Annotated in this window: 20 protein-coding genes; 9 read left to right on the top strand and 11 right to left on the bottom strand. The window is 63.7% G+C overall.

The window, feature by feature from the left end:
- Window positions 1-47 precede the first annotated feature (47 nt).
- Window positions 48-3,236, top strand: coding sequence for a S8 family serine peptidase (locus tag H6979_07025; GenBank protein MCP5139590.1), 3,189 nt, complete (start codon window positions 48-50; stop codon window positions 3,234-3,236).
- On the opposite strand, the gene H6979_07020 is transcribed toward H6979_07025, so the two are convergent.
- Complete coding sequence (locus tag H6979_07020) at window positions 3,209-3,430, bottom strand: hypothetical protein (GenBank protein MCP5139589.1); 222 nt, start codon at window positions 3,428-3,430, stop codon at window positions 3,209-3,211. The genes H6979_07025 and H6979_07020 overlap by 28 nt on opposite strands.
- A gap of 410 nt (window positions 3,431-3,840) precedes the next feature.
- Between H6979_07020 and H6979_07015 the strand changes: the two genes are divergently transcribed.
- The 4 genes from H6979_07015 to H6979_07000 all read left to right on the top strand — a co-directional run bounded on the left by H6979_07015 (window position 3,841) and on the right by H6979_07000 (window position 7,849).
- Window positions 3,841-4,176: a phasin family protein gene (locus tag H6979_07015; GenBank protein ID MCP5139588.1), complete on the top strand. Its 336-nt coding sequence runs from the start codon at window positions 3,841-3,843 to the stop codon at window positions 4,174-4,176.
- Window positions 4,177-4,356: 180 nt separating this feature from the next.
- The gene (gene phaR, locus H6979_07010) at window positions 4,357-4,875 is read left to right on the top strand and encodes a polyhydroxyalkanoate synthesis repressor PhaR (GenBank protein ID MCP5139587.1); all 519 of its coding nucleotides are present in this window, start codon (window positions 4,357-4,359) and stop codon (window positions 4,873-4,875) included.
- 130 nt (window positions 4,876-5,005) lie between these two features.
- On the top strand, window positions 5,006-6,739 hold the full coding sequence (gene phaC / locus H6979_07005; GenBank protein ID MCP5139586.1) for a class I poly(R)-hydroxyalkanoic acid synthase: 1,734 nt from the start codon (window positions 5,006-5,008) through the stop codon (window positions 6,737-6,739).
- Between the two features lie 3 nt (window positions 6,740-6,742).
- Window positions 6,743-7,849 (top strand): NAD(P)/FAD-dependent oxidoreductase, encoded by a 1,107-nt coding sequence (locus H6979_07000; protein MCP5139585.1) that lies wholly within the window; start codon window positions 6,743-6,745, stop codon window positions 7,847-7,849.
- Window positions 7,850-7,857: 8 nt separating this feature from the next.
- Here the strand turns inward: H6979_07000 and H6979_06995 are convergent, their stop codons facing one another.
- Genes H6979_06995 through purE form a run of 6 tightly spaced genes read right to left on the bottom strand, consistent with a single transcriptional unit; the run spans window position 7,858 to window position 13,679 of the window.
- Window positions 7,858-9,585: a sodium:alanine symporter family protein gene (locus tag H6979_06995; GenBank protein ID MCP5139584.1), complete on the bottom strand. Its 1,728-nt coding sequence runs from the start codon at window positions 9,583-9,585 to the stop codon at window positions 7,858-7,860.
- Window position 9,586: 1 nt separating this feature from the next.
- Window positions 9,587-10,867 carry an acetyl-CoA C-acetyltransferase gene (locus H6979_06990; GenBank protein ID MCP5139583.1) on the bottom strand — a complete coding sequence of 427 codons (1,281 nt, stop codon included), beginning with the start codon at window positions 10,865-10,867 and terminating at the stop codon, window positions 9,587-9,589.
- 16 nt (window positions 10,868-10,883) lie between these two features.
- Window positions 10,884-11,495 (bottom strand): DUF924 domain-containing protein, encoded by a 612-nt coding sequence (locus tag H6979_06985; GenBank protein MCP5139582.1) that lies wholly within the window; start codon window positions 11,493-11,495, stop codon window positions 10,884-10,886.
- 30 nt (window positions 11,496-11,525) lie between these two features.
- Window positions 11,526-11,951 carry a DUF2141 domain-containing protein gene (locus H6979_06980; protein ID MCP5139581.1) on the bottom strand — a complete coding sequence of 142 codons (426 nt, stop codon included), beginning with the start codon at window positions 11,949-11,951 and terminating at the stop codon, window positions 11,526-11,528.
- A 39-nt stretch (window positions 11,952-11,990) separates the two neighbouring features.
- On the bottom strand, window positions 11,991-13,157 hold the full coding sequence (locus H6979_06975) for a 5-(carboxyamino)imidazole ribonucleotide synthase (GenBank protein ID MCP5139580.1): 1,167 nt from the start codon (window positions 13,155-13,157) through the stop codon (window positions 11,991-11,993).
- Window positions 13,158-13,679 (bottom strand): 5-(carboxyamino)imidazole ribonucleotide mutase, encoded by a 522-nt coding sequence (purE, locus tag H6979_06970; protein MCP5139579.1) that lies wholly within the window; start codon window positions 13,677-13,679, stop codon window positions 13,158-13,160.
- A gap of 231 nt (window positions 13,680-13,910) precedes the next feature.
- Between purE and H6979_06965 the strand changes: the two genes are divergently transcribed.
- Window positions 13,911-14,564: an OmpA family protein gene (locus H6979_06965; GenBank protein ID MCP5139578.1), complete on the top strand. Its 654-nt coding sequence runs from the start codon at window positions 13,911-13,913 to the stop codon at window positions 14,562-14,564.
- A 16-nt stretch (window positions 14,565-14,580) separates the two neighbouring features.
- Here the strand turns inward: H6979_06965 and rpoH are convergent, their stop codons facing one another.
- The 4 genes from rpoH to ftsY form a co-directional block, all read right to left on the bottom strand.
- Window positions 14,581-15,444, bottom strand: coding sequence for an RNA polymerase sigma factor RpoH (rpoH, locus tag H6979_06960; protein ID MCP5139577.1), 864 nt, complete (start codon window positions 15,442-15,444; stop codon window positions 14,581-14,583).
- Window positions 15,445-15,559: 115 nt separating this feature from the next.
- On the bottom strand, window positions 15,560-16,480 hold the full coding sequence (locus H6979_06955; protein ID MCP5139576.1) for a hypothetical protein: 921 nt from the start codon (window positions 16,478-16,480) through the stop codon (window positions 15,560-15,562).
- Entirely contained in the window at window positions 16,477-17,166 is a 690-nt protein-coding gene (gene ftsE / locus H6979_06950) for a cell division ATP-binding protein FtsE (protein ID MCP5139575.1), read from the bottom strand. The genes H6979_06955 and ftsE overlap by 4 nt, the downstream gene beginning before the upstream one ends.
- On the bottom strand, window positions 17,166-18,158 hold the full coding sequence (gene ftsY, locus H6979_06945; protein MCP5139574.1) for a signal recognition particle-docking protein FtsY: 993 nt from the start codon (window positions 18,156-18,158) through the stop codon (window positions 17,166-17,168). The genes ftsE and ftsY overlap by 1 nt, the downstream gene beginning before the upstream one ends.
- Window positions 18,159-18,302: 144 nt before the next feature.
- Between ftsY and rsmD the strand changes: the two genes are divergently transcribed.
- Genes rsmD through ggt form a run of 3 tightly spaced genes read left to right on the top strand, consistent with a single transcriptional unit; the run spans window position 18,303 to window position 21,148 of the window.
- Window positions 18,303-18,887, top strand: coding sequence for a 16S rRNA (guanine(966)-N(2))-methyltransferase RsmD (rsmD, locus tag H6979_06940; GenBank protein MCP5139573.1), 585 nt, complete (start codon window positions 18,303-18,305; stop codon window positions 18,885-18,887).
- A 36-nt stretch (window positions 18,888-18,923) separates the two neighbouring features.
- A complete protein-coding gene (gene coaD / locus H6979_06935; GenBank protein MCP5139572.1) occupies window positions 18,924-19,418 on the top strand; it encodes a pantetheine-phosphate adenylyltransferase in 495 nt (164 codons plus the stop codon).
- A gap of 35 nt (window positions 19,419-19,453) precedes the next feature.
- Window positions 19,454-21,148 carry a gamma-glutamyltransferase gene (gene ggt / locus H6979_06930; protein MCP5139571.1) on the top strand — a complete coding sequence of 565 codons (1,695 nt, stop codon included), beginning with the start codon at window positions 19,454-19,456 and terminating at the stop codon, window positions 21,146-21,148.
- Window positions 21,149-21,157 lie beyond the last annotated feature (9 nt).

The following is a 21,157-nucleotide window of genomic DNA, read 5'->3' as shown; positions in this document are numbered from 1 at the left end:
AACCCTTTGCCGGGGCACCAGAAAAGCAAGATCCCGGCCGGTCACGCATGAAAAAGCATCTGACATACGCCATTGGTGCTGCGGCAGCATTATTTGTGCATTCGCTGGGAGCGGCTCCGGCTCCTGCCGCGGGTACGCGCCTGAAAGCGATCGCAGCTGCCGACGACGAAGAACACATATACATCGTCCAGCTCGCAGCGCCCCCTGCCGTTGCCGAGCCCGGTCTGCGCCCCGAGCGCCGGAAGGGCGTTCGTGCCCGTCTGGAGACGCAGTCGCCGGCGGTACGGCGTTACACGGACCGTCTCGTCGCCCGGCACGATGCGACGCTCGAGGCAATCGGGGCGCGCCACGCCAAGCTCTACAGTTATCGCTATGCGCTGAACGGGTTCTCCGCACGCCTGACGCCGACGCAGGCGCGCAAGCTCAGGGCACGGAAGGGCGTACTCAATGTCTGGGAAGACCGCAAGCAGCAGGTCAGGACCAGCGACAGTCCGGACTTCCTGGGCCTGACCGCCACAGCCGGCGGTCTCTGGAAAGATCGAAAGCTCAGTGGCGAAGGCGTGGTCATCGGCGTGATCGACAGTGGCATCGCGCCCGGCCACATCAGCTTCAAAGACACCATTCCGGCAAAGCGCCCCCGCCTCTGTCGTTCTGCCTGGGCTGAAAACTCGCTGCTCGGCTTGTGGCTCTGCAAGCGCTTCAAGTCGCGCCCCGACCAGCTGGTCTTTGCGCGGCCCGCCGGCTGGCAGGGCGTGTGCGAGGCGGGCGAGGGTTTTGCGAGCACCGACTGCAACAACAAGCTGATCGGCGCCCGTTACTACATCGACGGATTCCTCGAGCAGTACGCACTGAACGAGAATGAGTTCATCTCACCGAAAGATGCCGATGGTCACGGTACGCATATTGCCTCGGTCGCTGCCGGGAATCGCGTCAATGCAACGCTGGGCGGCGAGTTCGTCGACAAGATCAGCGGCATGGCGCAGCGGGCGCACATCGCCGTGTACAAGGCCTGCTGGCTGGAGCCGGGTGCAGCGCGCGGCTCATGCAGTACGGCGGACCTGACCCAGGCCATCGAAGACGCCGTTGCCGATGGCGTCGACATCATCAATTACTCGGTGGGCACTGACGACGATATCGTCGATGCGGATGACCTTGCGCTGCTTGCGGCCGTGAACGCCGGTGTCCTGGTGGTTGCGGCGGCAGGGAACGAGGGACCGGCACCGGAAACCGTGGACTCGCCGGCAGCGGCGCCCTGGGTGCTGGCGGTGGGTGCTTCGAGCCGGCGCGGTGGACGCTTTCATGATGCGATCCGCGTCAACAGTCCGGCCAGCGTGCAGAACGACTATGTGGCAGTTGAAGCAGACTTCACGCCCCTGCTCAGGGACAAGGGTCCGCTGACGCTGGACCTCGTGCTGGTTGACGATGGCATCTACGGCTTTTTCGACACCACGATCGGTACCACCTTTGATGCCTGCGAGACGGTGCGCAATACCGCTGAACTGAGCGGCAAGATCGCGCTGGTACAGCGCGGCGGCTGCAACTTCGACGTGAAGGTGCGCAATGTCGAGGATGCTGGCGCCAAAGCCGCGCTGATATTCAACGACCAGGGCGAAGCAATCATCATGACCGGTTCGCGCGGCGATATCACTATTCCCGCGCTGATGATCGGCCACGACGACGGCGAACTGCTGCGCGCACGGTTGGTCGCCGGGGACACCGTGGGAGTAACCCTGCAGAAGGGCCTGTTCCTGCGGATTGCTGATTCCGGGAACCTGATGGAGGCGTTCTCCTCACGGGGCCCAAACCACTGGCAGACGGATGTACTGAAGCCCGACCTCACCGCACCGGGCGTGGAGATCCTCGGGGCGCAAACGCCGGATGGGGCCAACAACCTGCGTGGTGAGACCTTCCAGTATCTGTCCGGCACCTCGATGGCGGCCCCGCATGTGGCCGGCGTTGCAGCGCTGCTCAAGGAAGCGCACCCGGACTGGAGTCCGGCGGCGCTGCGCTCTGCGCTGATCACCACGGCGCGCCAGGATGTGCTCAACCAGGACGGCGAAACGCCGGCTGATCCCTTCGACTTCGGGGCCGGTCATATGGTGCCCAATGCAGCTTTTGCGCCCGGACTCGTCTATGACGCGGGTGCAGATGACTACGATGCCTTTCTTTGCGGCCGTGATCAGCCGAGGGACAGTTCGGTCGATTGCGCGCGCCTGGAGGCCGACGGTTACGCGACCGATGGCAGTGACCTCAATCTGCCGACGATCGCCACCGATGACCTGGTCAGTGAGCAAATCATCCGGCGGCGGGTGACCAACGTCGGCGAAGCGGCGCAGTTTGTCGCCAGCGTGGAGATGCCGACCACGATCAACGCGGAGGTCAGTCCCTCGCTGTTGTCACTCGGGGCTGGCGAGAGTGCGGATTTCGAGATCCGGCTCTCGACGCAGTACACCACCTTCGATGCCTGGCAGTTCGGCGCGTTGACCTGGTCGTCCGGAGCAACCAGCGTGCGCTCGCCGCTGGCAATCAAGGCCTTGCGCTTCGCTGCGCCCATCGTCGTCACCGGTAGCGGGGCGGAAGGCAGTCTCGATGTGGTCCTGAAGAGCGGCTACACGGGGACCTATCAGGCGGTGCTGAGCGGACTGGAAGCGGCAAATGAGGGGCAGCCCGAGAACTTGCGTGCGGCATTGACGGATGCAACCGTCGCCGAAGACCCGACCGACAGCTACAGCTTTGTCCAGCCCGGCAGCGGTTCACTGCCGGCCAGCGTGCGCCGCCTGCCGATCATCGTGCCGGACGGCACGCGGTATCTGCGCGTTGCCTTGTTCAACGAGGCGCGCAACGGCAATGCTGATCTTGATCTCTATCTGTATGCCTGTCCGGGCTTTGGCGAGTGCATCGAGGAGGCCACGCCCAGCCAGAATGCCGACTCGGAGGAGGTCATCAACCTGATTCCTGCCGAAGGTCAGAGCTTTGTCACCCCGGGCGAGTACTACGTCGATGTGCATGGCTTCGATACCGATGGCGGCAGTGCGACCTTCAATCTGCTGGTATGGACGGTAGGTGCCGACCGGGCCAATGCAACGCTCACTGCGCCGGGCAGTCTCGGCACCGGCGGTCCGGCCAGCGTTGGCTTGAGCTGGCAGGGCCTGTCGCTGGGGCTGCACCTGGGGCTGATCAGCCACAGTGATGGCGATATCACCTTTGGTCAGACCGTCATCGAAGTCACTCCCTGAGAGCTTGCCGCACGCCGCCGTTGCGCACCCGGTTGCAGTGCCGAGAGCAGCCCCAGCAACCCGGGGTCTGCTCCGGACTCGAACGAGACGCGATAACCACGGATGGTCAGGTAATCGCACGGATCAGGTGCAGGCAGCACTTCGCTCTCGTCTGGGAATGCCGCCATCAGGTAGCCGAGCAGATCTTTGTCCACGTGTCTTGATCTCCATATTGCTGCGGGTCCAGACCTGTGCCGGGCTGCGGGTGGGGAGCGTGAGGGCAGAGGCCTGGCGCAAGGCTTCAGGCCAGCTCGGTAGTGCACTGCCCAGGCTGTGCTGGTTCATGGTGTCTCCGTCAGTGGGTCCGACCAGGAAATCCGGTCGCTGTCCACGGAGCCCAGTATTCGTCCCGCTGTTTGCAGTCTGATCACAGCGCAATTACATTTTTTTGACGGGGTTGCGCACTATGCAGCGCATTAACATCACGTCGAAGTTTGGTTCAAATTGATAAAGATATTTTTATAAACAATATCTTATATAAATACACAGATTCTCTTGCGATGCACAACAATCTGCCCTAGAATGCGTCTTGTCCAGTGCAACCCGCTTTCAAGGAGTCCTGACCATGACCACTCTGAACCAGTTTCCGAATATCCCCGGTTTCCAGAAAGAGGCTCTTGAGCCCCTGCGTGCTTTCAATGGCGTCGCCGTTGAAGCTTTCGAGCGCCTCTCCCAGCAGAACTATGCGGTTCTGGGTGATTGCATCAATTTCGCGGTCGAACAGGCCCGCCTGCCGACCAACGTCGCCAACTACGGCGAGTTCCTGACCCGCCAGATGGAGTTCACCCGCGCTTTCGGTGAACAGCTGGTCCGTCGTACCCAGGAGTACGTGGAAATCGCCGGCAGCGTACAGGCCAAGGCGCAGGCCACGGTGGCTGCCAGCCAGACCAAGGCTGCCTGAATACAGACTTTGCCGATCCGAAGGGGCGCTCGCCGCTGAGGTGAGCGCCCTTTTTCTTTGCGCGACCCCGCCGGAACTGCTTGCCTGCCCGTGTCGCGGTGCACATACCGCTGCCGGAATACCGGGTTAGAATCAAAACCCGAGCGACAGGCACACCCCGATGATCAGGTAGCTGGATCCATGCCGAGGACAGTAAAGAAGTACGCTAATCGCCGCCTCTACGACACCGAGGCCAGTCGTCACGTCACGCTGGACGGCATCAGGCAGCTGGTCGCCGGCGGTGAAGACGTGGTGGTGATCGACGACACGACCGGCGAGGACATCACGCGCAGCATTCTGCTGCAGGTGATCTCCGAGCAGGAGCAGGGCGGCCGGCCGATACTGTCGGCAGAGATGCTCCGCCACATCATCCGCTTCTACGGCAATCCGCTGCAGGAGCTGATGGGTGGTTATCTCGAGCGCAGTCTCGACGTGTTCATGAAGCAGCAGAAAAGCCTGCAGGACCAGATCCAGAAATCGATGGGCGCCTTGCCGCTGGGCATGACACCGCCGCACCTGTCGCCACTCGGCTCGATGCAGGATATGGCGGCAAAGAACATCGAAGCCTGGACCCGCATGCAGAAAACCTTTCTCGACATGATGATGCCGCGTCCCACCGCGGAGAAAAGCAAGGACAAGTCCACCGATCACAAGGAGTAGACGCCCTGCCGCCGGATTGAATGCCGGGCGGCAGTCAGCCCGCAACATGTCCGCAGAACCCAGCTTTCCATCTTACGATCCCGCCGAATTTTCCCGCCAGCTCGCCGAGTACACACAGGCAGCGCAAACGATGTTTGCCGAGATCATGAAGGTGCCCTCCGCCGGTGCCGGACGCGGACTCGATCCGCTCAACGTCGCTCCGGCCATGCAGGGGGCAGCCAGCCAGCTGTCCATGAGCCCGGCGCGTCTGATGCAGGCCAACCTGCAGCTCTGGCAGCAGCACATGCTGCTCTGGCAACAGATGGCTGCCTCGATGGCCACCAAAGCCCGCAGCGGTGATCAGCCGGCAGTTCCGGCATTTCCGCCAGTCGCGGAACCGGAACCGGGCGACCGCCGCTTCCGTCATCCTGACTGGCAGGAAAATGCCCTGTTCGATTACATCAAGCAGTCGTACCTGATCACTTCGCGCTGGCTAGTCGACACGATGTCCGGACTGGAAGGGCTGGATGCGCAGACTGCGAAGAAAGTGAATTTCTACACGCGGCAGTTTGCCGATGCCTTTGCGCCGAGCAATTTCGTGTGGACCAACCCCGAGGTACTGCGCGCCACCTGGGAGAGCCAGGGGCAGAACCTCGCCCGGGGCATCGAGAATTTCAAGCGCGACATGGAGCGTGGCAAGGGCGAACTGCGTGTCACGATGAGCGACCCGGACGCCTTTGAACTCGGCGTCAATCTGGCCACGACCCCCGGCAAGGTGGTCTTCCAGAACGACCTTATCCAGTTGATCCAGTTCGAGCCGACCACGGAACAGGTGCACCGTACGCCGATCGTCATGATTCCGGCGTGGATCAACAAGTACTACATTCTCGATCTCAACGAGAAAAAGTCTTTCATTCGCTGGGCCCTCGGGCAGGGCTATACGGTTTTTGCCGTGTCCTGGGTCAACCCTGACGAGTCACTGGCGGACAAGACCTTCGACGATTACCTGACCGAAGGTGTCGTCGCGGCGCTCGATGCGATCGAGGCCGCTACCGGTGAGCACGAAGTCAGCGCGGTCGGTTACTGCATCGGCGGTACGATGCTGGGCGTTGCACTTGGCTACCTTGCCGGCATCGGTGACCAGCGCATCAAGACGGCGACCATGCTCACCGCCCAGGTCGACTTCTCCGAGCCCGGCGATCTCTCGGTTTTCATCGACGAGAAGCAGCTCGATAATCTCGACCAGATGATGGGGGGCAAGGGCTATCTCGAAGGCCAGGCGATGTTCACCACCTTCAACATGCTGCGCGCCAACGACCTGATCTGGTCCTTCTTCGTCAACAACTACCTGCTCGGCAAGGAAGCGAAGCCCTTTGACCTGCTGCACTGGAATGCCGATGCCACCCGCATGCCACGCAAGATGCATCTGTTCTACCTGCGGCAGATGTACCTGCACAACAATCTCGTCAGGCCGGGCGCCATCGAACTCGCCGGTGTGCCCATCGATCTCGCCAAGGTGACGGTGCCGGTCTACCTCGAGGCCTGCCGCGAGGATCACATCGCGCCCTTCCGTTCCGTGTTCAAGGCGCGTCACAATTTTTCCGGCCCGGTGCGTTTCCTGCTCGCCGGCTCCGGTCATATCGCCGGCGTCATCAATCCGCCGGATGCCCACAAGTATCAATACTGGCGCAATGATGCCGAGCCCTGGGAGATAGACGCCTGGCTGGAAGGTGCCACCGAGCACCCGGGCTCCTGGTGGCCCGACTGGGAAGCATGGCTCGCGCCACAGTCCGGCGAGATGGTTCCCGCGCGCAAGCCGGGCGATGGCAAGCTGGCCGTGATCGAAGATGCGCCGGGGTCTTTTGTGAAGGTGCGGTCAGCCTAAGGCATGCACGACGACACTGTTGACTGCGTCGTCGTTGGCGCCGGTGTGATCGGCCTCGCCGTGGGCCGCGCGCTGGCCCTGTGCGGTCTGGAGGTCGTCGTCGTGGAGGCAGCCGGTGCCACCGGCACGGAGACGAGCAGCCGCAATTCGGAAGTCATCCATGCGGGTATCTACTACCCGTTCGATACGCTGAAGGCGCGCTTGTGCGTCCGTGGCCGTCAGGCGCTCTACGACTACTGCGAGACCAAGGGTATCGCCCACGCCCGGACCGGCAAGCTGATCGTGGCGACGCGGGATGCCGAGATTCCCGTCCTCGACGGTTATCTCGCACAGGCCCGTGCCAACGGCGTCACTGATCTGACAAGGCTCGGTCCTGCTGAGGTCAGCAGACTCGAGCCCGCCGTGCATTGCGTGCAGGCGCTGTATTCGCCATCGACCGGCATCATCGACAGCCGGGACTATCTGCTCGCGCTGCAGGGAGATCTGGAGGCACATCGGGGCACCGTAGTACTCGACACGCGGGTGAGCCGGGTCGTTCGCCGGGAACAGCTCTTCGAGATCCAGGTGGAGGGCGCAACGGTGATGCGCTGCGCCAGCCTGGTCAATGCCGCCGGGCTACATGCGCAGCATCTTGCCCGCAATATCGATGTGCTGCCGCGGGCGACGATTCCGTCACGGCATCTGGCTCGTGGCCACTATTACCGGCTGGCTGGCCAATCGCCCTTCAGCCACCTTGTGTATCCGGTCGCCGGTCCCGCCGACCTGGGTATACACGTCACGCTGGATCTCGGCGGTGCGACGCGTTTCGGCCCTGACCTCCAGTGGATCAGTTCAATCGACTACAGTTTCGATCCGGACCGGCGAGCCGCTTTCACCGCAGCCATCCGTCGTTACTACCCCGATCTCGACGAAGCCCGGCTGCAGCCGGGCCATACGGGTATCCGGCCGAAACTTGCCGGGCACGGCGAAGCTGCAGCGGACTTTGTCCTGCAGGGTGAGGAAGCCCACGGTGTGCCGGGACTGGTCAACCTCTACGGCATCGATTCGCCGGGGCTCACCGCATCACTGGCGATAGCGGAACAGGTCAGTGCGCTTCTCAATCGCGGCTGAAGCCGCTCCTACTTGTCGACATCGTGTCCGCTGATCACATCGCGGAGCGCCGGCGGCAGGTGACCCGCACCCATCTGCCCGGAATCGAGCCGCGCCATGTAGTCGCGATAGGCGCGCATCGCACGGTGACCCATGAACCACATGATCGGAATATTCACGAACAGCATGAGCCCGGTGCCAAGGCCGCTCAAATTGTCGAGCTGTGCGTCGGATTTCAGGAAACCGAGCGTCGAGACGATGGCTAGGCTGCAGTACACATACTTGAATGGCGCGACCCATCGCTCACCAGCGAGGTACACGATGCCCTGCTCGGCGTAGTAGCTGTAGGAAATCATCGTCGAAATCGCAAACAGCCAGACGGCAAGCGTCACCACCCATCGGCCGAGGCCCGGCAACACTGAATCGAATGCAACAGCGGTCAGTGCCGCACCGACATAACTGACGTAGATGCCGTGATCAGTCATCTGCGGGGCCTCCACACTCTGCAGCGTGTTCCAGTGAATGACCGGGCCGCCGGCAGCCGCAATCTCGATGGTCCCCCCCAGCCGGTGCAGGTCATTGCCGGTCTGTTCGTTCGGCGCGCTGCGCAGGATGGTGAAGACGCGCTCACCGCCGGACCAGGCGCTGCCGATACGGGCCGGGGCATCGGTCTCCGGCAGTGTCCATTCGCCGGCTGCAACAGCAATCGGCTGCACGTTGTCAGGCAGGGTCGCTTCCGCGGGGCGGTTCCAGGTACCAGTGACGATGATGACAAGCGCAGTCACCGTACAGGTCACGATGGTATCGATGAAGGGTTCAAGCCCGGCAACGACGGATTCACGCACGGGTTCGCTGGTCTTGGCAGCCGAATGCGCGATCGGCGAGGTGCCCTGGCCAGCCTCGTTGGAAAAAATTGCCCGCTTCATGCCGTAGAGGAAGGCGTAACCCATGGTCCCGCCGATGAAAGCGCCGCTCGCTTCCGTGGGTGAGAATGCCGAGCGGAAGATGAGCCCGAACATGGCCGGAATCTCGCCGGCGTCCATTGCCAGTACATAGACCGCGGCGGCGAAATAGATGGTGATCATGAATGGCACGAGCGCAGCTGCTACTCGCCCGATGCGGTGAATACCGCCGAGGATCACCAGGCCGACGATGATCGCCAGCGCAATGCCCGCAAAGATGCCGGGTACGTCGAAATAAAGCTCGGTCATGTTGCCGACGTTCCAGGCCTGGAACATGTTGCCACCGGTGACTGTCGTGACCAGCAGCGTGACGCAGAACAGGCCACCGATCAGCTTGCCGAGCTTCTGCCGCCAGGGCGGGCCATCCGCCAGCGCCTTGCTGATGACCCACATCGCGCCGCCGTGCGGGTTGTCGGGGTCGGTGGTATTCCGGTAGAGCATTGCCAGCGTGACTTCGGTGGTCTTGAGCGCCATGCCGAAAAAGCCGACCACCCACATCCAGAACACGGCTCCCGGTCCGCCCAGGCTGATGGCGAGCGCCACACCGCCGATATTGCCGAGGCCGACCGTAGCCGACAGTGCGGCCGACAGCGCCTGGAAGTGATTGATGGCGCCGGGGTCGGCCGGATTATCGTAGCGGCCGCGCAGGACGTGCAGGCCGTGCGTCAGCGAACGGAACTGGCTGAAGCGCGTCCAGAGCGTGAAAACGATCCCCGTGCCGAGCACGAGAAACAGGACTGCGTTATGCCAGAGGAAGGAGTTGGCGGTTTCGAGGAAGCTGTTAAAACTGTTCAATTCATCGCTCTATGATTGCGGTGACACCCATACCGCCCGCGGTACAGATGGAAACAAGGCCGCGGCCGCGGCCGCGCAGTTCGAGCTGTCGGGCAAGCGCCCCCAGAATGCGTGCGCCGGTTGCAGCAAAGGGGTGGCCGATGGCAATGCTGCCGCCGCGGGTGTTCAGCCGCGTACGGTCGATCGACCCCAGCGGCTGACTGCGGCCCAGCTTGTCCTTGCAGAACTCAGGTGACTCCCATGCCTTGAGCGTCGCCAGAGTCTGCGCAGCGAAGGCCTCGTGGATTTCATAGAAATCGAAATCGCCGAGGCCCAGATCCGCATCAGCCAGCATTGCCGACACTGCATAGGCGGGCGCGAGCAGCAACCCTTCCTTGCCGACGAAGTCGACGGCAGCCACCTTGCCATAGCGCAACCAGGCCTGGACAGGCAAGCGGTGCGCATTGGCCCAGTCCTCCGATGCCAGCAGCACGGCCGCTGCGCCATCGGTCAGCGGCGTGCTGTTGCCGGCGGTCATCGTGCCGGCCGGCCCGCGATCGAAAGCGGGTTTCAGTTTTCCGAGCCGCTCCAGCGTTGAATCACGACGGATGTTGTTGTCCTCGCTGACTCCCTGCCAGGGCGTGACCAGATCCTTGTAGAAGCCTTCATCGTAAGCGCGCGCGGCTTTCTGGTGACTCTCCAGCGCGAGCTGGTCCTGGTCGCGGCGCGAGATGCTCCACTGCTTTGCGGTGAGTTCGGTACTCTGGCCCATGCTGAGACCCGTGCGCGGTTCGACGACGCCGGGCGTTTCAGGCTTGAACATCCGCGGCCGGAGTCCCAGCCAAGGCCGGAGCTTCTCGCTGACCGAGCGGCCTCGGGCACTGCCGAGCAGAAGCTCGCGGTACTCGTCCGGATAGACGACCGGGAGATCGCTGATCGAGTCCGTACCTGCGGCGATACCGGAGTCGATCTGGCCGAGTGCGATCTTGTTGCCGAGCTGGATGGCCGCTTCAAGGCTGGTGCCGCAGGCGCGGGTCAGGTCATAGGCCGGCGTTTCAGGCGCCAGCGTCGTGCCGAGTACGGATTCGCGCGCGAGGTTCCAGTCACGCGAATGTTTCATGACCGCGCCGAGCGCCACATCGCCGAGGCGCTCGCCGCCGAGTCCGCAGGCATCGACCAGGCTCTGCAGGGTCGCGGTCATCATGTCCTGGTTGGACTGGTGCGTATATGCGGTATTCGCGCGGCAGAACGGTATCCGCCTGCTGTTGATGATCGCGACACGGCGCGGCGCCTGATAATGCATGGTTTCAGGTCTCCTGTTACTGACCGAAAGTCGGGCCGGCAGATTCCAGATATGCGGCTTCGTCAGGCGTGTCTGGCCGGCCAAGAATCCGGTTGCGATGAGGGAACCGGCCGTGGGCCGCGATGATGTCGTGGTGCAGTTCGGCGAACTGCGCAAAGGTGGCGAAAGTCGCCTTGAGGGTTTCCGAGACGCCGGCCAGCAGACCTTCGTAGATCCTGACCGAGCGCTGCTGGATCCGCAGCGACTCGGCGTGCTGCAATGGCATGAAGTAGAAAACCTGTTGCAGTGGCGTGAGCTTCTTGTACGCGCCGGTCGCAGCGCCTTCCACGCAGAGCTTTACCGCCTGGGCGTCTCTGGAGAATGCCTTTGGCGTGCCGCGAAAGATGTTCCGGCGAAACTGGTCGTGCAGGAGGATCAGCGCGAGCCGCCCCTCCGGCTCCTCCGCCCAGCTGTTCAGTGCACCTCTGGCTGCGCGATCCACAAGCGGCCCGAATTCCTGGCGAATCAGCGCATCAAAATCGGGGTCTGCGCTGAACCAGCGGTCCAGGCGGCTGTCGATGGTCGGCTGATCCATGGCGCCGTCACTGAACCAGAAGTCGAGTACGCGGCGGATGTCTGGGTCGCTCATCGTCCGGAGTATAAACGGGCCGGGGCGCGGCTACTGCAGACTGAGTTTCTGTTCGACCGGCTCGCCGCCGATCGTGAATACGGCGTCCTTGTACTTCGGCGGTCCGAACCGCGGCCGTATGTTGTTGGACAGCGCGGCCGGCTCCCTGGGGATGCCGATGAAGTTGCTCTTCAGCTTCGTGTCATCGTCCACATCCTGGAACACTGACAGCGCATACTCGCCAGGTGGCAAGAGCAACTCGAGAGTCACGCTGTCGCCCACCCGGTTGCCGGCGACCTTTACGCTCTTGAAGGTGCGATAGCGGTCGCTCAGCCAGTCATCCGCGTTGTCATACACACGGACGATGACCTGCCCCTTGTCGCTCTGGACATTGGTGGCGATTACCCGCAGGTTCGGGTTCTCAGCAGCCGATACCGTTGCGCTGAAGATCAGCCCGGCAAGCAGTATTGATTTCATGTGTGCATCAATCCGTGTCGATGAGTACTGTGAGCGATATTAGGCCACTCCGGGGCCACTGTCGTCCCGGATGCCGATCAGCTGACGCGCCTTCATCGCGGTCGCGAGCACCGAAGGCAGATCGCTGCCCAATACCGTGAAGTGGCCCATCTTGCGGCCTGGCCGGGCTTCGCTCTTGCCATAGAGATGCAGCCTGAGTTCGGGAATCGCGAGCAGCACGGGCCAGTCAGGCTCGCGTGGCTCGCCGGTATCGAACCACAGGTCGCCGAGCAGGTTGACCATCACGGCAACGCTGCGGGCCGATGGCTCGCCGAGCGGCAAACCGCAGAGTGCCCGCACCTGCTGCGCGTACTGGCTCGTCTGACAGGCATCCAGCGTGTAGTGGCCGCTGTTGTGCGGGCGGGGCGCCATCTCGTTGACGAAGAGCTTGCCGCGGCTGATGAAGAACTCGACAGCCAGGGTGCCGACATAGTCCAGCGCAGTTGCGATCTGCAGCGCACATTGCCGCGCGTTTTCGGCCAGTGCGGCAGGAATGCGCGCCGGCACGATCGAGACATCGAGGATGCCGTTGCGGTGACTGTTCTCCGCGACCGGGAAGCATTCGGTCTGCCCGTCCCTGCCGCGCGCGAGTACCACCGATACTTCAGCGTCGAGCGGCAGCAATGCCTCCAGTACGCAGGCCTTGTCGGCGTTGTGTCGGAAGGCCGCGAGCGCTTCATCACGCGTGTTGACGCGCGACTGGCCCTTGCCGTCATAGCCAAAGCGCGCGACCTTGAGGATGCCCGGGAACAGCGCGCTGTCAGCGGCCTGCAGGTCGCCTGCGCTGCGGATTGCGGCCCAGGGACCATGCGGCAGGCCGTATCGGTGCAGGAATTCCTTTTCGGCAATGCGGTCCTGACAGACTGCAACGGCGGCAGCGGCAGGGGCAACGCAAACGGTACGTGCCAGGTACTCCAGGCTGGGTGCAGGCACGTTTTCGAATTCGGTCGTAATCGCCGCACAGTGCGCGGCCAGCGCATCGAGGGCAGGCTGATCGTCGTATGCAGCAGCCAGGTGCCGGTCGGCAATGTGTCCGGCCGGGCTGTCCGGATCCGGATCAAGCACCCACACCCGATAGCCCAGTTCCCGGGCTGCCTGCACGAAGAAGCGGCCGAGTTGGCCGCCGCCCAGCAGACCCAGGTTGGCAGGCGGGAGAATTGCCGCCATTCAGTCGTGAAGCTTCATGGCCATCACGGTTCTGGCCTGTCGCTGGCGAAAAGCAGCGAGCTTTTTCGCCAGCGCGGGGTCATCGCCGGCGAGTACGGCGACGGCAAACAGTGCGGCATTGGCTGCGCCCGCTTCACCGATGGCAAATGTCGCCACGGGTATGCCTTTGGGCATTTGCACGATGGAAAGCAGCGAGTCCTGACCGGAAAGTGCTTTCGACAGGACCGGAACACCGAGTACCGGGAGCGTGGTCTTGGCGGCAATCATGCCGGGCAGATGAGCGGCACCGCCTGCGCCGGCAATGATCAGCCTGAGGCCACGGCCGCGCGCGGCGGCGGCGTACTCGAACATGAGGTCCGGGGTTCGATGTGCCGAGACCACGCGTTTCTCGCAGGGCACGCCGAATTTCTGCAGGATTTCCACCGCCGCCCGGAGCGTGGGCCAGTCGGAGTCCGAGCCCATCACGACGCCGACCAGTGGCTGCCGGGCCGATGCGGATCTGCTTTTCGCTTTGCTTGCCATCGTTACTCCACCCGTGGTCCGGGGACTGGTAATTCTACAGAAGGCGCTGCCGGTCACGCTGCAAGGCATGCTGTTCCATGGAAAACGGGCGGCAGCATCCTTGTTCATACGTGGTTAAACTCCGGACGGCAAGTCTTGTGCAGCTTCGGCTGCTGCCGCCGGCCCGGTTGCCGGCACGGGAAATTTCAGGAGTTCAAGAGTATGCATACACACGGAACAATCAAACTGACCATGCTGGTGCTCGGTATCAGTCTGGCGCTTGCCGGCTGCCAGTCCGTCGACCCCTATACCGGTGCGCAGAAAACCAGCAATACCACCAAGGGTGCGGCCATCGGTGCAGGTGTAGGTGCTGCAATCGGACTGATTACCGGCGACAGTTCGTCCGAGCGCAAGAGACGTGCGCTGATTCTCGCCGGAGCCGGAGGTCTCGCGGGCGGTGCCGTCGGCAATTACATGGATCGTCAGGAAGCGAAGCTGCGTGAGCAGCTGCAGGGGACAGGCGTGAGCGTGACCCGCAACGGCGACAACATCATCCTGAACATGCCGGGCAACGTGACTTTCATGACCAACAGCGCGGACATCAACGCCTCGTTTTACCAGGTGCTGAACTCGGTTGCGCTGGTGCTGAAAGAGTTCGACAAGACGGTGGTGGATATCGCCGGTCATGCGGACAGCACGGGCCCGGAGGACAAGAACCTCGATCTGTCACAGCGGCGTGCCGGCAGTGTCAGCAGCTATCTTGCCGCCCAGGGCATCAACGCCCAGCGGCTGATCGCGGTTGGCTACGGTGAATCGCGACCGATCGCCAGCAACGACACGAAGGAAGGGCGTGCAATGAATCGTCGCGTGGAAATCACCCTGTTGCCGGTGACGCAGACGCAGTAGCGCCTGCCGGAATCGTTCAGATGGCGGTGCGCAGGCTGCGAATCGCCGTCTGTTCGATCTGCCGGACGCGTTCGGCAGAGATGCCGTAACGGGCCGCCAGCGTCTGCAGCGTGGCTTTCTTGTCGCCGAGCCAGCGCGCTTCGAGGATTTCCCGGCTGCGGGCGTCCAGGCTGTCGAGTGCGTCATGCAGGCGGTCGGCACCCTGTTCGCGCCAGTCGTCGTTTTCCAGCGCCTGGGCCGGATCGCCCGACTCGCTCGCAATATAGAGCGCAGGTGCGTACGGGGTTTCGTCGTCGGTCTCGGGCCCCGGATCGAAGCTCACATCCTGACCGGCAAGACGCTCTTCCATTTCGCCAACCTCGCGGGCGGTGACACCCAGGTCCTTGGCGATGACTTCGCGTTCGGGGGCCGACAGCCAGCCCAGATGTTTCTTTGCCCGGCGCAGGTTGAAGAACAGTTTGCGCTGCGCCTTGGTCGTCGCGATCTTGACGAGACGCCAGTTGCGGAGGACGTATTCGTGGATCTCTGCACGGATCCAGTGCACGGCGAAGGAGACGAGCCGTACGCCCATCTCGGGGTCGAAACGCTTCACGGCCTTCATGAGGCCGATATTGCCTTCCTGGATCAGGTCGCCGAGCGGCAGGCCATAACCGGTGTAGCCGCGCGCGATGTGGACGACAAAACGGAGCTGGGAAAGCACCAGCTGGCGTGCCGCATCCAGATCATCGTCTTCGCGAAACCGCCGCGCGAGTGCAAGTTCCTCGGCCTGGCTGAGGACCGGCACCTGGACAACCTTGCTTATATAGGCGTCGAGACTGCCCAAGGGTCCCGCAAAGGCGAGATCCTTGTGTCCGCTGACCAGCATTGTCGAAGTACTCATGCAGAAACCTCCTCCGGAACGATCTTAGCACTCGCAGGCTTAGAGTGCTAAAGCGCAGTCGAGTTCCCGTTTCTGCGATCAGGAAGCCATTACAAACAAAGACTTGGCCGGCAGCTCAGTACTTTGGGCGCAAGCCCGACAGGTGCCGGGTCACGGCCAGCCAGGCGCCGCACCAGCCCGCCAGAAGCCCGCCCCCGAGTACCGCGCCGAGGGTCGTGAGGCCGAGTCCTTCGAGTGCCAGGCTGCTGCCATACAGGCTCGCGAGGTTCTCGACCGGGCCGCCGAGCAGCCACAGGCTGACGGCCAGGATCAGTACCGCAACGAGGCCGCCGAACAGGCCATACCAGAGCCCCAGATACAGAAAGGGACGGCGCACGAAGGTGTCGGTGGCGCCCAGCAGTTTGGCGACCTCGATTTCCTCGGTCCGGGTCTGTATGTCGAGCCGGATCGTATTGCCGACGATGATGAGCACCGCGCCACCCAGCAGTACGGCAGCGATCCAGCCCAGCCGGGCGAGGAAATCGAGCCCGGCATTGAGTCTCTGCACCCATTGCAGGTCCAGCTTCACCAGGTCCACGTCGGGCGTTTTCTGCAGCTCTGTACTCAGCTTGCCGAGTTGCTCGCTGCCCATGTCCGCGGCCGGGCGCACCACCAGCGTGTGCGGCAAGGGGTTGCTCTCCAGGGCCGCGAGCGCATTGGCAAAGACCGGGTCCTTGCCGAGTTCCGCAACTGCCGCGTCGGCCGTGATCAGCTGCACGGAGTCTATGCCGTCCCGTTTGCGCAGTTCGCGTGCCAGCGCTTCAGCCCGCGCCAGCGGCGTCGCCGGCTGCAGGTAGATGGAGAAGTCGCGCACATCTGTCCAGTTTCCGGCTGCGGATTTGCCCGTCTGGACGAGGACGTTCAGTGCGGCCGGCAGGGCGAGGGCGATCCCGATCACCGATACGGTCAGAAAGGTACCGAGCGGATTCCGGCTCACTGCACCCAGAGCGCCCAGCAGGTTTTGCGCGTGTCGCGCCAGCCAGATACCCGGGCTCACCTGGCGGCTCCGGCTGGCCTGTCGATGGTTTCACCGCTGCTGACCTGGCCGCCGCTCAGCACGATGCGCCGGCTGCCGAAACGCTCGACCAGCGGCAGGTCGTGGCTGGCGATGAGCATCGTCACCCCGACTTCGTTCAGCCGCCGGAACAGGGTCATGATTTCCAGCGACAGCTCCGGATCGAGGTTGCCGGTGGGTTCGTCGGCAATCAGTACGGCCGGGCGACTCACTACCGCGCGCGCGATGGCGAGCCGCTGCTGCTCACCGGCTGACAGCGCTGTCGGCGGGTATTTTTCGCGGTCCAGCAGGCCAACCTGGTCGAGTGCCGCCCGGACGCGCCGGCCGATTTCGCGCTGGCCGGTGCCGCTGATGATGAGCGGCAGGGCCACGTTCTCGTAGGCGCTGCGATCGTTCAGCAGCCGGTTGTCCTGAAACACCATGCCGATCTGCTGGCGATAGGCGGGAACTTCGCGATAGGCGAGCTTGTTGAGCTGCCTGCCGCCCACGATGACCTGACCGCGGGTGGGTCGCTCGATCAGCGCAACCAGCTTCAACACCGTGCTCTTGCCCGCACCGGAGCGGCCGGTCAGGAATGCGAGTTCGCCGGCCGCGACTTCGATGGAGACGCCCGACAGCGCCTCGTGCCCGCCGTCGTAGCGTTTGCTGACGTTTTCGAACCGGATCATCAGCTTTCCGCCGACTGCGTCGCCGATCCGACCAGCGCAGCGGCGAACTCGCCGGCATTGAATACATCCATGTCCGCGGCCTGTTCGCCGACGCCGATGAAGCGCACCGGTACGTCGAGCTTCTCGGCCAGCGCGATCAGCACGCCACCCTTGCCGCCGGCATCCAGCTTGGTCATGGTGATGCCGGTCAGGCCGATCGCGGCGTGAAACTGCAGCGCCTGTGCGACCGCGTTCTGGCCGAGGCTTGCGTCAAGCACGATCATGATTTCGTGCGGGGCCGTCGGATCGAGCCGCCGGGCTATGCGGACGACCTTCTGCAATTCCTGCATCAGATGAGCCTTGTTCTGCAGCCTGCCGGCCGTATCGGCCAGCAGCACATCTATACCGCGTGCGCGCGCCGCTTCAAAGGCATCGTAGATGACTGCCGCCGGGTCCGCGCCGGTCTGCTGCGTGATCACCGGTACGTCATTGCGTTCGCCCCAGACCTGCAGCTGTTCGATGGCTGCCGCGCGGTAGGTGTCACCTGCCGCCAGCATGACTTTCAGGCCCTGCTCGCGCAGGCGTCGCGCGAGCTTGCCGATGGTGGTGGTCTTTCCCGAGCCATTCACGCCCACCATCAGGATCAGGAAGGGGCGGGGTGAGTCCGGAATCACCAGCGGCCGGGCGCGTGGTTCAAGGATTTCGCGAATCGATTCGCGGAGGATCGCGCGCGCGTCCTCGACCGAGGCGATGCTGCGACCGCTGGCTTTCTTGCGGATACGACGGATGATGTCCTCCGCCGCATCAACGCCCACATCGGCTGCGAGCAGACTGGTCTCGAGTTCTTCGATCATCGCGTCGTCGAGCTTGCGGCCGACGAGCCAGTCCAGTGCGCCACCGAGCTTGCTGCCAGTGCTCCTGGCGGGAGAATCCTTGCCGATATTGAGGCGATCCTTGAGGCGGGCGAAAAAGCCCGGACGGGACGTTGTCCCGGAAGTGCTGTCAGATGGCATGCCGGCATGTTAATGATTCCCGGTGATCAGGAAAACTGCAGTTGTCGCTGCGGGCAGATGGGCGGTGAAATCTGCCGGCGGTGACCGGTGACCGGTGACCGGTGCCGTTGACGGCCAGGGTACAGGCAGGAGAGCAGGCGCGAGATGCACAAGCGGCAAACGGGCAAGGCGCCCGGCAACGTACGGATCATCGCCGGCGAGTGGCGGGGCCGGCGCATAGACATAGCGGCGGGCACAGACATCCGCCCGACGCCCGATCGCGTCCGGGAAACGCTGTTCAACTGGCTGGCGCCTGTCCTGCCCGGGATGCGCTGCCTCGATCTCTATGCCGGCACCGGCGTGCTCGGCCTCGAAGCACTGTCGCGCGGTGCGGCCGGGAGCTGGTTCGTCGAGCAGGATGTGGCAGCCGCCAGGGCGCTGGAGGCCACGCTGGTGCGCTTTGGCGGTCAGGGTCAGGACAAGGGCCGGGTGATTCGTGCTGATGCCCGCCGCTGGCTGGCCGGGCCCGTGCCGGGCAGCTTCGATCTGGTATTCCTTGATCCGCCCTACGCGGAGGACGAGCTGGGCAACTTGTGTACACTCCTCGCGCGTGGCTGGCTTGCCCCGCAGGCTTGGGTCTATCTCGAGACGAGCCGCAAGAACGCGCTGCCGGAACTGCCCGAAGGCTGGCAAGTGCACCGGGAGCGCGAGGCCGGTGAGGTGCGTTATGCACTGGCCAGGCTGGTGTAGCGGACCAGCTCGTTCAAATCAGAGGAGCACATAAGGATGTCAGTCGGCGCGATGTATCCCGGAACCTTCGATCCGGTGACCAACGGCCACCTCAACCTGGTGCGCCGGGCCGCGAAGCTGTTCGATCGTGTGGTGGTTGCCGTTGCGGCAAGCCCGAACAAGACACCGATGTTTTCGCTTGACGAGCGGATTGGCATGGCGCGCGCCGCACTTGCCGATGCGCCGAATATCACCGTCGACGGCTATACCGGCCTGACCGTCGATTATGTGCGGCAGCATGGCCTGCACGTGATCATCCGCGGGCTGCGCGCCGTGTCCGACTTCGAGTTCGAGTTCCAGCTGGCGACCATGAACAGGCACCTGCAGCCCGAGATCGAAAGCGTCTTTCTGACGCCGGCGGAGGAATACACCTTCGTTTCCTCAACCTTCGTGCGCGAGATCGGCATCCTCGGCGGGGATATCAGGGCCTTCGTGCCGGAGGTCGTGGCCGCGGCACTTGCGCGCAAGCGGGCCGAGTTGGCGCAGCAGTGAGCAACTTCCTGAAAGGCACCGTCGCACGACACGGCATGCGGCCAGGCACACGATCCGTGCAGCTCAGGGCGTTCGCGCTTCTGGTCTGCGTTTCGATATGGATACTGCCCGCCGGCGCACAGCCAGCACCGGCGAAATCCGCCGTCGCCACGGCACATCCGCTGGCGACCAGGGCCGGTGAGGAGATCCTCGCCGCGGGTGGCAATGCCTTCGATGCCGCGGTGGCGATCAGCGCGGCGCTCGCGGTGGTCGAGCCCTATGCTTCGGGCCTTGGCGGCGGGGGATTCTGGCTGCTGCATGAAGCGGACTCGGGTCGGCAGATCGTCATCGACGGGCGCGAGGTTGCACCGGCGGCTGCCACTCGTGACATGTATCTCGACGCCCAGGGCAATCCGCGCCCCGGCGTCACGATGGATGGCCCGCTGGCGGCGGGGATTCCCGGCGAGCCGGCGGCGCTCGTTCATCTGGCCAAACGCTACGGCCGCCTGCCGCTCGCCACCAGCCTTGCCCCCGCGATCCGCTACGCCGACGAGGGCATCGAGATTTCCCGCGGCATCGGCATGGGTCTCAAGTTCCGGGCAGACGCGGCGCGCAAGTCACCGGCATTTGCCGCCTTGTATCTGCCCGGCGGCGTGCCGCGACAGCCCGGGGCCAAGGTGCGTTTCCGTGACCTGGCCCGTACGCTGCGACGGCTTGCGGCCGATGGCCACGACGGTTTTTATCGGGGTGACGTAGCGCGACGCCTGGTCGCCGGTGTGCAGGCCGGCGGCGGCATCTGGACGCGCGATGACCTGGCCGCCTACAAGGTCATCGAACGTGAACCGATCCGCGTCCAGTATCGGGGTGCGACCCTGGTCATGGTGCCACCGCCATCCTCCGGTGGTGTGGTGCTCGGCGATACGCTGAATATCCTGCGCGCTTACGATCTGGCCAGCCTGCAGCCGGTCGAGCGCAAGCACCTCACGATCGAAGCCCTGCGCCGCGCCTATCGTGATCGCGCCATGTATCTGGGTGATCCGGCCTTCGTTTCGATGCCGATCGATCGCCTGCTAAGCCCTTGCTATGCGGACGGTCAACGCACCTCGATCCGGCTGGATCGCGCCACGCCGAGCGACAACCTGCCCGGCGTCGCGCCCGACACCGGTGGCGGCACGAATACCACGCATTTCTCGGTGCTCGACAAGGCGGGCAATCGTGTTGCCGGGACGCTCAGCATCAACACCTGGTTCGGCGCGGCGTTTATCCCGCCCGGCACCGGCGTGATCCTGAACAACGAAATGGACGATTTCTCGATCAAGACCGGCACGCCGAACGGCTTCGAGCTGCTCGGTACCGAGGCGAATGCCATCGCCCCCGGCAAGCGCATGCTGTCGAGCATGTCGCCCACCTTTATCGAATCGCCACGTGGCGTCGCGATAGTCGGCACACCGGGCGGCAGCCGCATCATCAGCATGGTGCTGCTCTCTGCCCTGGCCTGGATGGACGGTGCCGATGCGGAACAGATGGTCAGTCTGAAGCGCTATCACCACCAGTACTACCCGGATGTGGTGGCTTACGAAGAAGGCGCGTTCACGGCTGAAGAAAAGGCCGGGCTCGAAGCGCGAGGCCACAAGCTTGAACTCAGCCAGCGCAGCTTTGGCAACATGCAGGTGGTGACCTGGGACCGCGAGACCGGCCGGGTCGATGCCGCGTCTGATCCGCGCGGCGGCGGTGAAGTGACCGTCTATTGAGAGGCGCGC

The organism is Chromatiales bacterium, assembly GCA_024234935.1.
In the GTDB taxonomy this organism is placed as follows: domain Bacteria; phylum Pseudomonadota; class Gammaproteobacteria; order Steroidobacterales.
Note: the sequence above shows the minus strand (reverse complement) of the source record. Positions and strands in the feature narration are given on the sequence as shown.